Origin of the sequence: Thalassobacter sp. 16PALIMAR09, from assembly GCF_000765485.1 — a bacterium.
Lineage (GTDB): Bacteria > Pseudomonadota > Alphaproteobacteria > Rhodobacterales > Rhodobacteraceae > Thalassobacter > Thalassobacter stenotrophicus.
The window spans coordinates 260,099-276,732 of sequence record NZ_JHAK01000004.1 but is presented as its reverse complement, the minus strand read 5'-3'; the positions used below and the strand labels follow the sequence as shown (position 1 = coordinate 276,732).

Here is a 16,634-nt window from a genome sequence, read left to right as displayed (position 1 = left end):
TGCGACACAGTAGGGTCGGATTTACCAGACCCTACGCGCCACCTTTTGCGGCAGTGCGCGGCGGGATCAACAGCGAACTGTCACCATATGAGAAAAAGCGATACTGCTCCGCCAAAGCGTGATCATAGATGCGCATGATATGCTCATGCCCCATCAGAGCGGCGACCAGCATCATCAGCGTCGATTTGGGCAGGTGGAAATTGGTCATCAGCGCGTCGGTGATTTTCCACTGATAACCGGGATAGATAAAGATATCCGTCGCCCCCTCCCATGCAGACAGAGTTCCGTCCTCGGCTGCTGCGCTCTCTAGCAGGCGCAGGGCCGTCGTCCCCACCGGGATGATCCGCCCACCAGCGGCCCGCGTCTCATTGATTTGATCGGCGGCCTCAGGCGTGATGTTGCCCCGTTCTGCGTGCATTTTGTGCGTGGTCACGTCATCGACCTTGACCGGCAGGAACGTCCCTGCCCCGACGTGCAGGGTCACTTCGGTAAACGTAACGCCGTGGTCACGCAGCGTTTGCAGCAGGGCCGCATCAAAATGCAGCGAAGCTGTGGGTGCCGCCACGGCGCCAGAATGGCGCGCAAACACAGTTTGATAGTCATCCATGTCTTGGGCATCAGCGGGCCGCTTGGCCGCGATATAGGGCGGCAGCGGCATAGCACCCGCCGCATTCAAAGCCGCATCAAAATCATCGCCCGTACAGTTGAATTGCAAAACAACGTCACTCTCGCGGCGCGAGACAACCTGCGCCTCAAGCGCGTCCGAAAACACCACGCGATCCCCATCCACCAATTTGCGCAAAGGCTTGGCCAGCGCCGACCAGTGCCCCTCGGGCGTGGGTTCCAGCAGGGTGATTTCCACCTTAGCCTCCACCGGGCCTTGGGCACTGTTGCGCGGACGCAGACCGTTCAGCCGCGCGGGCAGCACCTTGGTGTTGTTCAACACCAACCGATCACCGGGCCGCAGCCACTTGGGCAAATCCGTGACACGCTGGTCGTGCAACGTCTCGCCGTGCGAAACCAACAGCCGCGCGGAAGATCGAGGCCGCGCCGGACGCGTGGCAATACGCCCCTCAGGAAGATCGAAATCAAAGTCTGACAGCTGCATGGAAGGCCCCATAATTGGTCGTCACTATTGGGTTGGCGCAGGTGGGGCCCGGCGAAAGACCTCTCGGAAAAGGCCCGGCGTCAGGACCGACAACGGGTTGACCCGCACCTGCGGTGCACTTGCCGGGCCACTTAACGCATAACTGATGCCAATCAAACCCTCGTCGCGCGGGGCAAAAAGCCCGCCAAACAGGCCGTTCACCAAATAGAATGGCGACACCACGCCCTGCATGTCCAGCGCGCGTGACGTCAGCCCATAGGTTCCGTCCAGCGTCAGCCCGAGTGAAGGGCCAAACGCCGCCCCGCGCGTCACCCGGACCGCGCCGGGTTCCAGCTCAAAATCCGCCTCAATATCTGAGAAAAATAACCCCTCACCACCCAACTGCTCCAGCAGCCCGACAACCGACACCGCCGATAGCAGAGAGGCCAGCGCAGGCGCATCGCGCACCCGCATGTCCTCTATATCAAGGCTCCCGGCATAGCGGCCTTGCCCCGCGCGCGGCACGAGCCGGAGATCAAAACTGCCGCCATTGCCGTTGCGAAACACCCCAGCCGAGGCGAGCGTCGCACCTGCGTTGTCGCCCCTTATGCGCACTGCGGTCCCTTGCGCGGACGGCACCAGAGTACCCGCAATCGGTGCGCCACCATTCAAAAGCGCGGTAAAACGCCCGTTTGTGCCCCCTCGGGTCGATACCTCAGCGGACACATTGTTGAGGACAATCCCATCCGAGATCGTGATTGCGTCCAACGCAATGTTGAGCGGCACGGATGTTCCGCCAACAGAGGTGCTTGCCCCTGTATCAAAATCCACGCGGCGCAGATCGGCCGTACCTGACGTAATCGCGACGCTTGGCGCGCGCCCCGGTCCCCGCCCCCGGATGTCGGCAGTTGCGCTGAGCCAATTGCCCACCTCTAGCCGCGATAACAGGGCACGTTCCAACCCGCCGCCCTCGGCCAAGGAAATCGCGCCCTCTACCGCCAGCCCGGGCGCTGAGATCGCCATCACGGGCACTGCAACAGGCTGCTCGCCGGTTGCGATTTCCAGCCGCAATTCGCCTGTGGCTTCCGGCGTCTTGCGCCAGCTCAGCGCGGGGATATTGGCGCCCAACCCCTCAAGTGAGGAACGAAGTTGCAACCGTTGTGGGCGCGCCGGATCCAGCGACATCTCAAACTCTGCGGGGGCCTGCCCCGACAGGCCAAACCCCGCCAAATCAATGCCAAACGCAGCCAGCGTCTGAGGTGATATGGCGAACCGCCCCGTTAACGCCCCCGGACCCGGCTCCGCACCTTTTGATTTTGGCAAGGGCTGTCGCCACGTTGCGCGCATCGGCACGGCATCCAATTCCAACGGTCCGCGTACTTCAACCGCATCGGGCGTTACCCGTAGAGCCAGCTCTGCGCTCGTGATCTGGCGTCCCGGCACCAACACGCCGCTAGAAACATCCGTCAACACGCCGTCAAAGGCGAAATCCAATTGCTCCAATGGGACGCCCTTGACGAGCGGCACCTTTAACCAACCTTGGACCGACGCCTGCCCCTGCACAAAATCAGCCGAGCGCTTGGCCCGCTCCAACACCGACAGCGGCTTGTTATCCAGCACCGACAAGACCGCAGGGATCGGGCCAGAGATCATCAGGTCAACCTCCCCCACCGCCGGTTTGATCCGCGTATTGGGCACGGTGAAACTGGTCCCACCGATGTCCACATCGCCCCAAGGCCCGGCAGGGACACGGGCGGTATCAATGCGGAGCGAAAACCTGTTGTCGTGGAAATTGGCGATGCCCGATGCGTCTTGGGCCACGGGCATGTCCCGCAGGTAGCGTACCGATGCCCCCTCAAACCCAAAACCGCCGGTTATTGCCGGGCGTGGGTTATCTGCGTCTTTTCGCAGGGCTGCGGCGAAATCGGTGATAGTCCCGCCCGAGATGTTCTCCGTGATCCAAGTCCGCGTTTTTTGGGCCACCGCATCGGGCCAAAGCGAGGTCACCGTGCTCGCCGCAACCCGATCTGCGGACAGCGACAGATTTGCTGCAATCGCCCCCGGCCTTGGCACCCAAACCTGACCACTGGCGCGCGCCACGGAAGGGCCTGCGGCAACCATCGCCTGCCCGATCTCAAACCGCAGGGGGGCCATGTGCAACCGCCCCTCCAACACGCCCGTGTCAAAGGCCGCCGGGTTGGGCAAAACACCCTCCGGGTCGACCGCAATATCTGACAGGGCCAGCTGCACCACCAACGGATCGCTCAGCGTATCTCCCGCCAAGATTTGGCCCGTCGCCGTCACTTTGGCTTGGGGCGCGCGGACCTCTGCCCTCCGGACCTCCAACCGGCGCGCAGCCGGGTCCAACAGGACTTCGAGTGTCGCGAGATCAAACGCAGCCCCCTCCCAGCCGGGGATCACACCGTTTTCGAGCGCGACACGGGCCTCAAGCGGCGATAGCGTGCCGTCTTCGCGCACCTCACCCACCGCCCACATGTCGACCCCGGCCTGCAATACCGACAAAACATCGACACGGCCCGTGGCGTCTTGCGCCGTGCCCGCGTCTACGTTGAATACCATGCGCAGGTCATCGCTGCGCCCGCCGATCATCCGCAGGTCAAGGCCCGCGCCTGCCCCCGGTGTTCGGCTCAGCGCAAGGCGGAACGTGCCGGGTGCGGCCCCGCCCCGCGCGCGGGACAAATCCGCGGCAATGACCAACTCAGTGCTGCGCCCATCCCGGCGCAAGGTGACGGCCCCCTCGCTCAGCGACAATCGCCGCCCAGACACCGCATCCGACAGCACAACGCGCAGCGCCCCAGCCTCAACGCTGCTAAGCTGAGCGGCCAACGGATGCATCAACACCGCGTCCACTGCGTCAAGCACCTCCGCCCAACTGGCGGGCAGCTGTGCAATCGTTTCTGCGTCGCGCCCAAACCCTAGGTCAAACTGCCCATCTTCGGCCCGCGTCAGGCGCAAAGTGCCCCCGGCCACGCGCACGTGGCGCACCTGTAGCAACCCCTGCGAAATCCCGGCCAAGTTGAACTCTAGGCTCAGTTTCGGCAGATGCACCCGATCCGCAAGCGCGCGACGCTCTAACCGCGCATCCAGCACATCGACAATGATCGCCCGATCCCGAAAATCCAGCCCTATGCCCAATTGCTCAAGCCGCACCCGGTCCCCCTTAGGCACCTGAGCGTTAAGCCGCGCCTCGACCCGCTCAACCATCCACGCAGGCACCGTAAGCACCCGGTAATTGGCCACAAACACAAGCGTGACTACCGCAATCAAAGGCAAGACAATCGCAAACTCGATCAACCGCACGGCCAACACCTTGCGCTTACGGCCACGCACACGTGCGGGACGGGTTGGGGTCGGCTCACTATCGGGGGGCAGGTCGGTGCCGGGCGCCATTGAAGGGTCTCTCCTGTCGCGCGGATTTGCGCGCATCGCCCCTTTATTGTGCCGCCCCAAGGGCTAGGTTTCAAACCGTAACACGACCCTTTCGGTCAAATTCACAAAAAGGACCTCTCGATGCCTGATCTTGGCCAATCCGCTCCCGACTTCACCCTACCCACCAATGGCGGCGGCACGTTCACATTGTCCGAGCAAAGCAAAGCCGTTGTGCTGTATTTCTACCCCAAGGATGACACCCCCGGCTGCACCAAAGAGGCCATCGCGTTCACTGAACACCTTGCGGAGTTTGAAGCTGCCGGCGCGATTGTTGTGGGCGCATCCAAGGACACCGCCGCCAAGCACGACAAGTTCATCGCCAAGCACGACTTGGCCGTCACTCTTGTGTCCGACGCAGAGGGCACGATGTGCGAAGATTACGGCGTGTGGGTTGAGAAAAACATGTACGGCAAAACCTACATGGGGATCGAACGGGCCACCTTTTTGATCGACGCCACCGGCGTGGTGCGCCAGATATGGCGCAAAGTGAAAGTACCGGGCCACGTCGAAGCCGTTTTGGACGCCGTAAAGGCGCTTTAAACGCGCCAGCGTGCCTCGGACGAAGGAGGACACGATGAACAAGACGCTGGCCGAAATGGCTGTTGAAGTGCTTAGCACCGCAGACGGGCGGGCGAAAACCGCGCTGGCCCGGCAACATGCTGCCACATGGCGCGCGGCACGTGCGTCCGGCGAACAAATAGAGGTGGGGCACGCAGCCCCACCCGAGACGCCCGCACGTCCCGCCCTGCCCGAATTGCTGCACCCCCGCGACGTGCCGCGTCGTCGCCCCGGCACGCCTGAGGGGCGTGAGGCGCTATTGCACGCGGTCGCCCACATTGAGCTGAATGCTGTCGATCTGCATTGGGATATCATTGCCCGTTTCACCGACACGCCCCTGCCCTTAGGGTTCTATGACGATTGGGTGCAGGCGGGCGACGAAGAAGCCAAGCATTTCAATCTGATGGCAGACTGTCTTGAAGAGATCGGCAGCCACTATGGTGCCCTGCCCGCCCACGCAGGCATGTGGCGTGCAGCCCAAGACACAGCGGATGATTTATTCGGACGACTAGCCGTGGTGCCAATGGTCCTAGAGGCGCGCGGCCTCGACGTGACACCGGGCATGATCGACGTCTTCCGCAAAGCCAAAGCGCAGTCAGCCGTTGATGCGCTTGAAATTATCTATGCGGAAGAAGTCGCCCATGTCGCATACGGCTCAAAGTGGTTCCACTTTCTGTGCGGGCGTCACGACCACGACCCGAAAGAGCAATTTCACACCCTCGTCCAAAAGTATTTCCACGGCGCACTCAAGGCCCCGTTCAATGTCGAAAAACGCGCCGACGCGGGCATCCCGCCCGACTTCTACTGGCCCCTCGCGGATGACCACCCAACCACCCCCGATCGGTTCCGCAGCGCAGACTAAAACACCCCGCCCTTTTTCGGCAAAAAACCGCCGATCAAGGGGGCCCTTAGGGCGAATTGACACGGGATAGAGCCTGCGCGCCAACCCAGCCTTGCCCCGCCAACAGGGTTTCCGTAAAAAACCACAACTTTGCGCGGGGGCGCAAAACGGACGTCCGCGCCAAGCGGAGCAGTGGGGAAAAGGGACACACCGCGTGAAACTACGCATCTTGCATCGGCTGAACGCGTGGCTTGAGGGTGTCCTGCCCGAGCAACGCCTCTTTCTCAAATCTGACCAAGGCACGCGATTCATTCGTCTTAGCCCGCGCACGCAAGCGGTTGCCTTAACGGGCTGTGCGGCTTTTGTGGGCTGGACGATTATCGTCTCGGCATTCTTCTTTCTTGGCGCGATTTCGGCAGGCTCAACCCGGGATCAAATCGCCCGCAGTCAGGACGCCTATGAGGCCCGGCTCAACGCCCTGTCTGAGGAACGCAACGCCCGCGCGTCTGAGGCTGAACAAGCGCTGGAGCGGTTCTATGTGGCTCTCGACGAAGTGAGCAAAATGCAGGAAATCTTGCTGGCGTCCGAGGATCGTCGCCGCGAGTTGGAGACCGGCATTGAGGTGATCCAATCCACGCTTCGCCGCACCATCGCTGAACGTGATGAGGCCCGCAGCCGCGCCGAGTTATTCCGCACCGAGCTTGAGGCAGACACTGGGACAAGCCGCACTGGCACCGGCCAAATGCAGGATGCGCAGACTACCCTCGCATTTCTGACCGAAGCCCTCGACCAAGTCGCCGTAAAACGTGATGAGGCTATCCAGATCGCGGGCTCTGCCGAGGCAGAAACCGAAGCACTTGAGCGTGAAATCCGCATCATGGCGGACCGAAACGCCCAGATCTTTGCCCAGCTAGAGGCGGCCGTTGAGGTCTCGTTCGAGCCGCTGCGCAAAGTTTTCAATCGGGCGGGCCTGCCCACCGATCGCATCCTGAACGAAGTGCGGCGCGGCTACAGCGGCCAAGGTGGCCCCCTCACCCCCATCAGCTTTTCGACCCGCGGCAACGCCCTGATCGACGGTGATACGGCACGGGCAAACGACATCCTCAACCGGATGCAAGAGGTTGATCTCTATCGCCTCGCCGCTGAACGCTCTCCGCTGGGGCACCCAATCCGTGGGTCTTATCGTGAAACCTCCGGCTTTGGGCCCCGCTGGGGCCGCATGCACAACGGCCATGATTTCGCAGGCCCCCACGGCACCGATATCGTCTCAACCGCAGACGGCACAGTGACCTTTGCAGGCTGGCAATCGGGCTACGGCAAAATAGTTAAAATCCGCCATGCCTTTGGCTTTGAAACCCGCTACGCTCACCTCACGACCATCCGCGTGAAGCGGGGCCAAAGGGTCTCGCGCGGGCAACATATTGGTGATATGGGATCGACCGGACGGTCCACGGGGACCCATCTTCACTATGAGATTCGCAGTGGCGGAACCGCCCTAGACCCGAAACCCTTCGTAGACGCAGGTAGAAATGTTTTCTAAATCCAAAATCAATGAGCCCGGCCCCAAGGCCGACACCGCAGCCACCAGCTCCGCCGCTCCGACGCCTCCCAAGCCCGCTGAAATGGGTGCAGGCGCCGCCGCGATGAAGCCCAAAGCCGCACCATCCATCCTGTCCTCGGACCTGTTGGTGAAGGGCAATTTGAAATCCACTGGCGACATTCAGATCGAAGGTCAGGTCGAAGGCGACGTACACGCCCACCTGCTGACCGTCGGTGAAACCGCCACAGTGCGCGGCGAAGTTGTCGCCGACGACGTGGTCGTAAACGGCCGTGTGATCGGTCGCGTGCGCGGCCTCAAGGTGCGCCTGACGTCCACCGCTAAGGTCGAGGGTGACATCATCCACAAGACCATCGCAATCGAAAGCGGCGCCCATTTCGAAGGTTCCGTGCAGCGTCAGGATGACCCATTGGGGGGCGCCTCCAAGACACCGGCACCCAAACCTGCCAGCGCCTAAGCCTTAGACTAAGAACACCTCATCTAACGCCGCTCCTCTCGGGGCGGCGTTTTGCGTTTTCAAACGTCTGGCGCGGGGTGCGACAACGCCCGCCGGTACAGATGCCAAGACGCGTGCCCCAAAAGCGGCAACACCAAGAACAACCCCAAAAAGCCCGGCAGCATGCCCACAAACAAAAGTGTAGCGACGGTCATGCCCCATCCCAACATCAGCCCCAAGTTCGCCTGCACGGCTTGAAAGCTGACAATCATCGCAGTCACAAAATCCAGCTCCTTGTGCAGCAACAACGGCAGGCTCAGCACGGTGATCGAGAACAGGACAAACGACAAAACTCCGCCGACAAGGCTGCCCACAGCCAACATGCTCACCCCATTGATCGTCAGCAGATACCCAAGCGAAGACGAGACGTTCACCATCGCCTCAAGCCCCATGAACAGAGCAAACAACATATGCGCGAGAAAGTTCCAAAACAGAAAGAACACCAAAACCACCCAAGCCATCGTAGGCAACTGCCTGTGACGCTGATCGAGAACCACACCCATCACACCGCCCCACGTCAGCGCCTCACCCTGCTCCAATCGCCTGGACACCTCATACAAGCCCACGGCCGCAAAAGGTCCCAACAGCGGAAAGCCGAGCGTGATCGGCAAGGCCCACCAAATCTGTCCGGTCACAGCCAAAAACAGATACAGTGCCCATCCCCCCGCGACGTAAACAGAGGCAAACACCAGCCCATACACCGGCGCGGCTTTTAGATCCTGCCACCCGGCAGCAAAGCTCGCCCGGAGATCCTGAGATGTCAGCGTGTTGATGGATGGTACTGCGGATGCCGCAGGTGGTTCACGGTCAATCGTGGCGGATGTGGTGGTCATCTGTCCTCTCCCTGTGCCCCCATTCTACTCTGTTTTCGCCGCTCCACCAAAACGAAATTCACAAGGCGAGAACCCAGCTCCTTTGTTCCCCAAATACTCAACTGGCGCGGGGCCGCGCAGCGGACACGCGCCACCAGGCGACGCGCAAAGCGCGGCGCAACTCATCTCACAAAAAAGGAAAAGCCTACTCGGCTTGCGCTTCCGCTCGGCTCTTGCCCGACACATCCATCGCCAGCGTTGCCGCCATCAACCCGTCCAGATCACCGTCCAGCACACCGCCCGTATCCGATGTTTCAAACCCGGTGCGCAGGTCTTTTACCATCTGATAGGGCTGCAACACATAGGACCGGATTTGGTTGCCCCAGCCTGCGTCGCCCTTCGCAGCATGCGCCTCGTTGATCGAAGCATTCCGCCGGTCCAGCTCCATCTGATAAAGCCTCGATTTCAGAGCTTTCATCGCGATGTCACGGTTTTGGTGCTGAGACTTCTCAGAACTCGTCACAACAATCCCCGTGGGGTGGTGTGTGATCCGCACAGCCGAGTCGGTCGTGTTCACGTGCTGACCACCAGCCCCCGAGGACCGATAGGTATCAATCCGAATATCCGCAGGGTTCACGTCGATCTCGATGTTATCATCCACCACTGGATAGACCCAAACCGAACAAAACGACGTGTGCCGCCGCGCCGAGCTATCATAGGGCGAGATTCGCACAAGGCGGTGCACGCCGCTCTCGGACTTGAGCCAACCATAAGCATTGCGCCCCGAAATCTTGTAAGCCGCCGACTTAATCCCGGCTTCTTCGCCTTGGGTCATGGATTGCAGCTCAACCTCATAGCCCTTCTTCTCGGCCCAACGAACGTACATCCGCGCGAGCATTGATGCCCAATCACAGGATTCAGTGCCCCCTGCGCCTGAGTTGATCTCTAGGAAGGTATCGTTGCCATCCGCCTCACCGTTCAGGAGAGCTTCCAACTCTTTGGCGGCAGACACGTCGACTAGGTTCGCGATCGTGGCCTCGGCCTCCGAGACTATTTCGGCGTCGTCTTCCATCTCGCCCAGTTCGATCAACTCGATACTGTCGCTCAGGTCTTGCTCTAGCCCCTCAACACCCGAAATACTGTCGGACAGGGCCTGCCGGTCGCGCATCAACTTTTGCGCGCGGTCCGGGTCATTCCACAAATCCGGGTTCTCGGTCATCGCATCGAATTCTTCCATGCGGTGGCCAGCAGTCTCCCAATCCATGCGCCGCTTGAGCAGTGCAATGGATTTGCGGATCGCCTCGATCTGGTTGGTGGTCTCTGCGCGCATGGTATCCCTCGGGTTGGAAGCCACGTTCTAACCTGCGCCCCTGCCCCCCGCAAGGGAGCGGATGGTACGTGGCCTAGTACAACCCGCCCGAACTGAGCGTGCCAAAGGTCGCGCGGCCGGGCACCACAACGGCCTCGCCGGTGGATGTTTGAACGCGTTGATCTTCAGGCACGGGCAATTGGCCTTCGACCTCGCCCTCGCCCCGCGCAAACAGCGGCAGGTCGGACGCCATCCCAAAGCCACCATCAACAACGGCCAGCATCCCGAACAACGGCTCTTCGCCCTCACGGAAATACTCGGACACGACGAAATCCCCCTCCGCATCATCAGCCAAACGCGCACCAGAGAACCGGTCGATCTTTACGAAATACCCACCGGGTGGCACTTCGAATGGGCCAGCACCGTAGGTTTTGATCGCCTCAGCCATGAATTCGTTAAACACCGGGCCACACATACCGCCCCCGGACGCACCACGCCCCAGTGACCGGGGCTGATCGTGCCCGATGTAGCACCCCGCCGCGATTGAGCTCGAGAACCCAACAAACCACACATCCTTGGCGTCGTTCGTCGTGCCGGTCTTGCCAGCGATAGGCACGGGCAGGTTCACGGTGCGCGCCGCGGTCCCCCGCTCAACCACCCCGGTCATCATAGAGGTCAACTGATAGGCTGTGATCGCGTCCATCACCTGTGAGCGGTTCGAAATGATCCGAGGCCCCCGCCCCGCCTCAATCACTGCATCCGCACAGGTTTCACATATGCGCTGGTCATGGCGATAAACCGTGCGGCCGTAGCGGTCCTGAATACGGTCCACTAGGGTCGGCTCAACTCGCTCTCCTCCGTTGGCGAACATCGCGTAGGAGGCCACCATGCGATACAGCGTGCTTTCCTGAGAGCCGAGCGAATTGGCCAAAAGCGGCTCCATACCATCGTAAACACCAAAACGTTCCGCATAGCGCGCGACGGTGTCCATGCCCACGTCCTGCGCCAATCGAACTGTCATCAGGTTCCGAGAGCGTTCGATCCCCGTGCGCAGCGGCGAAGGCCCGTAGAACTTGTTGGAGGCGTTCTTAGGGCGCCAGATTTCGCCGTTGCCTTGGTCAATCTCAATCGGAGCGTCGATCACGATGGTCGACGGCGCATAGCCCGAATCCAACGCGGCCGCGTAGACAAATGGCTTAAAGCTTGACCCCGGCTGGCGCGTGGCCTGTGTTGCGCGGTTGAACACCGACTGCTGGTAACTAAAACCGCCCTGCATCGCCAGAACCCGGCCCGTGTTGACGTCCATCGCCATAAAGCCGCCCTGCACCTCGGGGATTTGGCGCAGGGTCCAACCCTCCCCTTCAGCACGGACATGAACCACGTCGCCCAGTTCAAAATTGTCGTAAAAATTGCCCGTCATCCAAGCGATGTCGCTACGCGGGACCTCGACGCGGGCGGGGCCATTCTCAACCCCGATACGCATGGCCCGATCCCCTCGGTCCAGCACGACGGCAACCTGCCAAGGCCCATCCAGATTCACGTCGCGGGGGACGTCAGCCTCAGACAAGGCCTCGCGCCACGCCGCCTCAGACCCAAGCACCTCAGAGGGCAACGTCACGTTCGTACCGCGCCAAATCCCCTGCTCTCGGTCATAGGTTTCAAGTGCGCGTTGCAGCGCGCGTGCGGCCACGCCCTGAAGCTCCCGATCGATGGTCGCGCGCACGGTCAGACCACTGGTGAAGAACTCTTCCTCTCCGAAATCCCGGCTCAATTGGCGGCGAATTTCATCAGTGAAGTAATCGCGCGGAGGCATCTGGGCCGTGAACGGCACAAAATCACCGGACTGCACGGTGCGCAGCGGTGAAGCCACCGCGACCTCATACTCACCGCGCGTAATGTAGCCGTTTTCGTACATCTCACGCAGGACGAAATCGCGGCGGATCACGGCGCGCTCGTTCTGGCGCACAGGGTGATAGCGGGACGGCGCCTTGGGCAGCACGGCCAGATAAGCCGCCTCTTCTACTGCCAATTCCTCAAGCGATTTGTTGAAGTAGGTTTGTGCCGCAGCCGCCACCCCGTAGGAGTTCTGGCCTAGGAAAATCTCGTTGAGGTAAAGCTCAAGGATTTGCTCCTTGTTCAGGGTCTTTTCGATCCGCGCGGCAAGGATGATCTCTTTGATCTTGCGCTCAACGTTGCGGTCAGACGACAGCAGGAAGTTCTTCATCACCTGTTGCGTGATCGTAGAGGCCCCGCGCACGTCGCGCCCGCGCGTGCGCACCGCCTCAACCACCGCCGCCGTTATTGCCCTTGGGTCATAGCCCGCGTGGTTATAAAAATTCTTATCCTCCGCCGAAATAAACGCCTGTTTCACAAGGTCAGGGATTTCTTCTGCGCTGGCAAAAAGACGCCGCTCGCGGGCGAATTCATCCATCAAAACGCCCTCACCGGAATAAATTCGGCTGATCGTCGGCGGCGCGTAGGTGGCCAGTTGTTCCTCATTGGGCAGATCGTGGGAATAGATCCACAAAACCGCGCCCACGCTGACCGCCGCCCCGACAATGCCCAGCGTGATAAAGCTGAAAATTCCGCCCAAAGTGGACAGAATGAACATGATAAGTCCCGATAGGGCGGAGCGGACAAGGACCACAGGCGTACCTCTTGGCTGGCGGTGGGGCAAACATAGGCCTTTCGCGCGGTGGCGTCAAAACCCGCGCGACGTCGAAACACACGGACGCAGGGCAGTTGGACAGGGCTTACTGCCGGACACGCTCCGCGCGCAAGGCATCAGCGACCACCCATGTCTCAAGCGCTTGGACAATCCCGAGGGCGACCTGCGCGCGCCACTGCGGTTTTTGCAGGTCCGACAGGTCCCGCGCGTCGGACATAAACCCGACCTCCAGAAGAACACTTGGCACATCGGGGGCCTTTAGAACGGCGAACTCAGCCTCTAGCCGCGGGCGTTTGTGCAGCCGACCAACCGTGCCGCGCAACCCTTCGACCAGCGCATCAGCGAGGGCATCTGCACGGGGCGTGACCTCGACCCGTGCGAGGTCCATCAAGATATCCGCGACTTGGTCGCCTTTTTCGGTCACATCTGCGCCCAGCAAAACGTCCTCACGGCTTTTGCGCTCAGCCAGTTGGGCCGAGGCCGGGTCACTTGCCTGCTCCGAAAGGGTATAGACCGTCGCGCCCGACGCCTCCCCTTGTGTGATCGCATCGGCGTGCAGCGACAGGAACACATCGGCCTTGGCCGCGCGCGCGATCGCGACCCGCTCGGCCAATGGGACGAACACATCGTTGGTGCGGGTCAGAATGACTTGGTAGCCGCCTTGGCGGATCAAAGCCTCCTCCACCTCACGGGCGAAGGTCAGCATCAGGTCCGCCTCGCGCAGGCCGTCGCGCTGCGCGCCGGGGTCGATGCCGCCATGGCCGGGGTCCAGCACGACGATGGTCTCTCCGCTGTCCACTTTTGGCGTTTGGGGCACCGGTGCTGGCAGCGCCCAAAGGTCCGCTTCGGACGGGCGCGCGGCGACAGCCTGCGCGAAACCCGCCGCATCTGTGCGCGCCAATCGTAGCGTGATCACCGCCGCGCCGCTGCTGGGATCGGTGCGCATCCCGGCTGTGTCCACAATCAGGGGCGCGGTCAGTTCCAGCACCATCCGCGACCATCCCGGCCGAAAGGTCCCGATGCGCACAGCCTGCACACGCTTGCTTGTGCCAAGCGCTTGCGGTGACACGCCTGCCCAAGCGATCTCTTGAAAATCGAGGATAATACGGCGCGGATCATCGCGGGTCAGCACCCGCCACGGCACCGCTTGGCTTAGCGCGAGTGTGACCTCGACCCCGCCGCGCACGTCCGCAATGCTAGACGCCGCAACGTCCAATCGCGCCAAGGCTCGCAAGTCCTGCGCACTGGCCGCGAAGGGCAGCCATAGCCCGCACACGACAAGGAGCAGAAGCGCGCGCATCTCAGCCCCGCGCCTGCATGAACTGTTTCAACCGGGCCAAACCTTCGATGATATCTTCGGTGCCCCGCGCATAGGAAAACCGCAACGTACCGTGTCCGCGCACCGGATCGAAATCGAGCCCCGGTGTCACCGCAACGCCCGCGTGTTCCAAAATCTCCGCGGCGAATGCGCGGCTGTCATCGGTCAGGTCGCTGACGTCGGCATAGATGTAGAACGCCCCATCCGGTGGCGCGATCTGGGTAAAGCCCGCGGCGGGCAAACCCTCTAACATCAGGCGGCGGTTTTCCGCGTAAACCGACAGGTTCGCGGTCAGCTCTTCTTCGCAGTCCATTGCAGCCAAAGCCGCCACTTGACTGGCGTGGGGCGGGCAAATGAACATGTTCTGCGCAAGCCGCTCAATCACCCGGACATGGTCCTGCGGCACCACCATCCAGCCCACGCGCCACCCCGTCATGGAGAAGTATTTTGAGAAAGAGTTGATGACATATACGTCGTCCGACACCTCAAGCGCGCTGATCGCACGGCCCTCGTACTGGATGCCGTGGTAGATTTCATCGGAGATGAACGCGATCTCGCGCGCGTCACATGCTGTGATCAATTCACTGAGTGCGGCATGGTCCAACATCGTGCCCGTAGGGTTCGCAGGCGAGGCTACGATCAACCCCGCCAAATCGGATGAAAGGTTGCCTGCAACAGGTTGAAATCGCGTTTCTTTGCTTGTTTCAATCCGGGTCGGATCAAGGCTAAGCGCCTTTAGGATTTGGCGGTAGCTTGGATAGCTGGGATCCCCCAGCCCGACCTTTTCGCCGGCCTCAAACAGGGCCGTGAACGCAAGGATAAACCCCGCCGATGACCCCGACGTCACGACCACGCGCGCGGGGTCCAGATCGACATCGTACCACTTTTTGTAAAGGCCCGCGATCCGCGCCCGCAGCTCTGGCAGCCCCAGCGCGACGGTATAGCCCAACGCATCCGTGTGGATGGCCTGAGCCACAGCGGCACGCGCGCCCTCAGGTGCGCCGGTGCCGGGTTGGCCCACCTCCATGTGAATGATGGATCGCCCTTGCGCTTCGGCGGCGCGGGCGGCCTCCATCACGTCCATCACAATAAACGGATCGACCAAGGCTCGGGTTGCGTTGCGCATAAGACACTCCATATGGTTAAGCATCAAAAACCAGCCCCGGGAGGCAAGGTCAATGGTGACACTGCAACGATGGGCGGCACGGGCAACTTTGGCCCTGACATTCGCGTTGGCACCGGTGATCGCGGCGGCGCAAACTCTCGTGCGCGACGCAGAGATCGAATACGCTCTGCAACAGGTGGCCCAACCGATCCTGCAGGCAGCGGGCCTGCCGTCTAGTACACGCATTTTCGTAATCCTTGATAGCTCGCTCAATGCGTTCGTGGTCGACAATAAGTCGATCTTTTTCCACTCCGGGTTGTTGTTGAAGCTCGATACCCCCGCCAAGGTGCAGGCCGTCATCGCCCATGAGGCTGCGCATATCGCCAATGGCCATATCTCACGCCGCAGGTCCAACATTGGGGCAGCCAGTACGGCGGCTCAATTGGGTCTTTTGTTGGCTGCCGCCGCCGCGGCAGCTGGCGGTTCAGGCGATGCGGCAGCAGGCCTTGCGATAGGCGCGGGCAGTGCTGCGCAGCGCGCGCTATTTGCCCACACCCGGGCCGAGGAAGCCTCTGCCGACCAAGCCGCCCTACGCTACATGCGCCAAGCGGGCGTGGGCCCCAAAGCGATGGTTGATGTGCTGGACATTTTTCGCGGCCAAGAGGCGCTGAGCCGGGGGCGCCAAGACCCCTATGCCGTCACCCATCCCCTAACCCGCGACAGGTTGCGTGCGGTGGAGGCGTTTGCCGCAGGCACCACGGGTGATGTACAGACCAACCCCACAACCGCCTATTGGTATGCGCGCGCGGTGGGCAAACTGTCGGCTTTTACTCGCGCGCCCAGTTGGACCCTGCGCCGAGTGCGCAACGACGCTGGCGAAATCGCCACGATGCGCCGGGCCGTCGCCTACCACCGCAAGCCTGACACAAGCCGCGCACTTGAAACCATTGATCGAGTAATCGGGATGCGCCCGAACGATCCGTTTTATCATGAGTTAAAGGGGCAGATACTGCTTGAGTCCCGCCGGGTGGACGCCGCCATCGCATCCTATAGGCGAGCGATTGAGCTACGCCCGCGTGAGCCGCTGATCCTGCGCGGTCTGGGCCGGGCGCTTTTGGGTGCGGATACGGCCAGCAGCAATGCGCAGGCCTTGCAGGTCCTGACCGAGGCGCGTGGACGCGATGCGTTTGACCCCGGCCTTCTACGCGATCTGGCACTGGCCCATGCGCGCGCGGGGCAGAACGGTTTGGCCTCTGTCGCCACGGCGGAGCGGTATGCGATCCTGCGCCGGTTCAAGGACGCCGCGACCCACGCACAACGGGCCGCAGGGCTATTGCCACAGGGCTCATCAGGATGGCTGCGCGCCCAAGACGTGCTATCCGCCGCCAAACAGGCCGGTGTCGCGAATAAATAAGCCCCGCACGCAGATGGC

General features: G+C 61.6%; 12 protein-coding genes. 5 read left to right on the top strand and 7 right to left on the bottom strand.

Annotation, left to right across the window (positions count from 1 at the left end; genetic code table 11):
* Nucleotides 1–31 precede the first annotated feature (31 nt).
* Nucleotides 32–1,108 (bottom strand): tRNA preQ1(34) S-adenosylmethionine ribosyltransferase-isomerase QueA, encoded by a 1,077-nt coding sequence (gene queA / locus PM04_RS10865; RefSeq protein ID WP_038006514.1) that lies wholly within the window; start codon nt 1,106–1,108, stop codon nt 32–34.
* Nucleotides 1,109–1,132: 24 nt separating this feature from the next.
* Nucleotides 1,133–4,498 (bottom strand): AsmA-like C-terminal region-containing protein, encoded by a 3,366-nt coding sequence (locus tag PM04_RS10860; RefSeq protein WP_038006513.1) that lies wholly within the window; start codon nt 4,496–4,498, stop codon nt 1,133–1,135.
* 120 nt (nt 4,499–4,618) lie between these two features.
* Here PM04_RS10860 and PM04_RS10855 point away from each other — a divergent pair, with 120 nt between their 5' ends.
* From PM04_RS10855 to PM04_RS10840, 4 genes are all read left to right on the top strand, one after another.
* The gene (locus PM04_RS10855; protein WP_038006512.1) at nt 4,619–5,077 is read left to right on the top strand and encodes a peroxiredoxin; all 459 of its coding nucleotides are present in this window, start codon (nt 4,619–4,621) and stop codon (nt 5,075–5,077) included.
* 34 nt (nt 5,078–5,111) lie between these two features.
* Nucleotides 5,112–5,957, top strand: a complete 846-nt coding sequence (locus PM04_RS10850) for a ferritin-like domain-containing protein (protein WP_038006511.1) — start codon at nt 5,112–5,114, stop codon at nt 5,955–5,957.
* 193 nt (nt 5,958–6,150) lie between these two features.
* The gene (locus PM04_RS10845; RefSeq protein WP_038006510.1) at nt 6,151–7,476 is read left to right on the top strand and encodes a M23 family metallopeptidase; all 1,326 of its coding nucleotides are present in this window, start codon (nt 6,151–6,153) and stop codon (nt 7,474–7,476) included.
* Nucleotides 7,466–7,951, top strand: coding sequence for a polymer-forming cytoskeletal protein (locus tag PM04_RS10840; protein ID WP_038006509.1), 486 nt, complete (start codon nt 7,466–7,468; stop codon nt 7,949–7,951). The genes PM04_RS10845 and PM04_RS10840 overlap by 11 nt, the downstream gene beginning before the upstream one ends.
* Before the next feature lie 59 nt (nt 7,952–8,010).
* Here the strand turns inward: PM04_RS10840 and PM04_RS10835 are convergent, their stop codons facing one another.
* The 5 genes from PM04_RS10835 to PM04_RS10815 form a co-directional block, all read right to left on the bottom strand.
* Entirely contained in the window at nt 8,011–8,823 is an 813-nt protein-coding gene (locus tag PM04_RS10835) for a DUF2189 domain-containing protein (RefSeq protein WP_052068288.1), read from the bottom strand.
* A gap of 184 nt (nt 8,824–9,007) precedes the next feature.
* Entirely contained in the window at nt 9,008–10,132 is a 1,125-nt protein-coding gene (gene prfB / locus PM04_RS10830; RefSeq protein ID WP_038006507.1) for a peptide chain release factor 2, read from the bottom strand.
* Nucleotides 10,133–10,205: 73 nt separating this feature from the next.
* Complete coding sequence (locus tag PM04_RS10825) at nt 10,206–12,722, bottom strand: penicillin-binding protein 1A (RefSeq protein WP_038006698.1); 2,517 nt, start codon at nt 12,720–12,722, stop codon at nt 10,206–10,208.
* Between the two features lie 142 nt (nt 12,723–12,864).
* Complete coding sequence (locus tag PM04_RS10820; RefSeq protein ID WP_038006505.1) at nt 12,865–14,079, bottom strand: N-acetylmuramoyl-L-alanine amidase; 1,215 nt, start codon at nt 14,077–14,079, stop codon at nt 12,865–12,867.
* 1 nt (nt 14,080) lies between these two features.
* Entirely contained in the window at nt 14,081–15,223 is a 1,143-nt protein-coding gene (locus PM04_RS10815; protein WP_038006503.1) for a pyridoxal phosphate-dependent aminotransferase, read from the bottom strand.
* Between the two features lie 52 nt (nt 15,224–15,275).
* Here PM04_RS10815 and PM04_RS10810 point away from each other — a divergent pair, with 52 nt between their 5' ends.
* Complete coding sequence (locus PM04_RS10810) at nt 15,276–16,616, top strand: M48 family metalloprotease (protein WP_052068289.1); 1,341 nt, start codon at nt 15,276–15,278, stop codon at nt 16,614–16,616.
* Nucleotides 16,617–16,634: the final 18 nt, after the last annotated feature.